The organism is Leisingera sp. F5 (genome assembly GCF_001593695.1).
Map to the genome: position 1 here is coordinate 1 of NZ_LUKH01000494.1, position 2,269 is coordinate 2,269.

At 60.2% G+C, this 2,269-nt stretch carries 2 protein-coding genes; both read left to right on the forward strand.

The window, feature by feature from the left end; all coding sequences use genetic code 11:
• Positions 1–1,470, forward strand: a 1,470-nt coding sequence (locus A2I95_RS32360; protein ID WP_291736434.1) for a DNA translocase FtsK, incomplete at its 5' end; no start/stop codon positions are given.
• A 79-nt stretch (positions 1,471–1,549) separates the two neighbouring features.
• A complete protein-coding gene (locus tag A2I95_RS32365; RefSeq protein ID WP_027256820.1) occupies positions 1,550–2,134 on the forward strand; it encodes an outer membrane lipoprotein carrier protein LolA in 585 nt (194 codons plus the stop codon).
• Positions 2,135–2,269: the final 135 nt, after the last annotated feature.

Below are 2,269 nucleotides of genomic sequence, written 5' to 3' on the forward strand. Positions count from 1 at the left end.
ATCGAGCGCCATCACCTGAGTGACGAAGCGCTGGAAGAAAATGCGCGGATGCTGGAAGCCGTTCTGGATGACTATGGCGTCAAGGGAGAGATCACCTCGGTCCGTCCCGGTCCCGTTGTCACTATGTACGAGCTGGAGCCGGCACCGGGCCTTAAGGCCTCCCGCGTGATCGGCCTGGCCGATGACATCGCCCGCTCGATGTCGGCCCTATCGGCGCGGGTTTCGACCGTCCCGGGCCGGACGGTGATCGGCATCGAACTGCCAAACGAGAAGCGCGAAAAGGTGGTGCTGCGCGAGATTCTGTCGTCCCGGGATTTCGGCGACGGCAACCATGCGCTGCCGCTGGCACTGGGCAAAGACATTGGTGGTGATTCCATGGTGGCCAACCTCGCCAAAATGCCCCATTTGCTGATCGCGGGCACCACGGGCTCTGGTAAGTCGGTGGCGATCAACACCATGATCCTGTCGCTGCTGTATAAGCTGACACCGGATGAATGCCGCCTGATCATGATAGACCCCAAAATGCTGGAGCTTTCCGTCTATGACGGCATTCCGCATCTGCTCTCACCCGTTGTGACCGACCCGAAGAAGGCCGTGGTGGCGCTGAAATGGGTGGTGGGCGAGATGGAAGACCGCTACCGCAAGATGTCCAAGATGGGTGTGCGCAACATCGCTGGCTACAATGGCCGCGTGAAGGAAGCACTGGCCAAGGGCGAGATGTTCTCGCGTACTGTGCAGACCGGTTTTGACGACGACACCGGTGAGCCGGTGTTCGAGACCGAAGAGTTTCAACCCGTTGTTCTGCCCTATATCGTTGTGATTGTTGACGAGATGGCAGACCTGATGATGGTCGCCGGCAAGGAGATCGAGGCCTGCATCCAGCGCCTGGCACAGATGGCACGGGCCTCTGGCATTCACCTGATCATGGCCACCCAGCGTCCCTCGGTTGACGTGATCACCGGCACCATCAAGGCTAACTTCCCGACCCGGATTTCCTTCCAGGTGACCTCCAAGATCGACAGCCGCACCATCCTGGGTGAGATGGGCGCCGAGCAGCTCTTGGGCATGGGCGACATGCTGTATATGGCGGGCGGTGCCAAGATCACCCGCTGCCACGGGCCGTTCTGTTCGGACGAAGAGGTCGAGGAAGTGGTCAACCACCTCAAGCAATTCGGCCCGCCGGACTATGTCGGCAGCGTTCTGGATGGTCCGGCTGACGACAAGGCTGATAACATCGATGCAGTTCTGGGACTGAACACCGGCGGCAATACTGATACCGAGGACGCTTTGTACGACACCGCAGTTGCCATCGTGGTCAAGGACCGCAAATGCTCCACCTCCTACATCCAGCGAAAATTGGCGATCGGCTATAACAAAGCCGCGCGGCTGGTTGAACAGATGGAGGACGAGGGCGTCGTGTCGGCTGCCAACCACGTGGGCAAGCGGGAAATTCTGGTTCCCGAACAATGAGCTGACAAAAATCTGCCGATGCCGGCTCCGTAGGGGGCCGGCATCTTCACTTTTGCAGCAGCGTGCCTATGTTGAGGCCATGAAACGGATTGCACTCGCCCTTGCGCTGACCCTTGCTGCACCGGCCGCCTGGGCGGCTGAACAGCTTAGCCTCAATGAGATTTCCCGTTATTTGAACGGAATATCCACCGCAGCCTCCCCCTTCACCCAGATCAATGACGACGGGAGCCTGTCGACGGGCAAGCTTTACATGCACCGCCCGGGCCGGATGCGGTTTGAATATGACGGCAAGGGCGGCGGCACTGTGGTTGCCGGCGGCGGGGCGGTGGTGATCCACGATCCCAAATCTAACCAGCCGCCTGAGACCTACCCGCTCAAACGGACTCCGCTGTCAATTATTCTGGACCGCAACGTGAATTTAGGGCGCGCCAATATGGTGGTAGGGCACAGTTTTGATGGAACCTCCACCATCGTGCGGGCACAGGACCCGGAACACCCGGACTATGGCAGTATCGAAATGATGTTCACCGGCGCGCCGGTAGAGCTGCGCAAATGGGTGATCCATGACAGTGCGGGCGGCCAGACAACCGTGATTCTGGGTGCAATGGAAACCGGCCAGAAACTGTCCTCCAGCCTGTTCACAACCAGCGGCAGATCCCGCTGAAGCAGCGGCTCCCGCGCCCGCGGCTGCTCGGGCTTTGCCCGAACAGCCTGACGGCTTTGGCCCGGCACCGGGCTGGCGCCCGGTGCGGCTCCACCTGAATTCAGCAGTTAGGGAACACATCCCGGCCTGACGTTG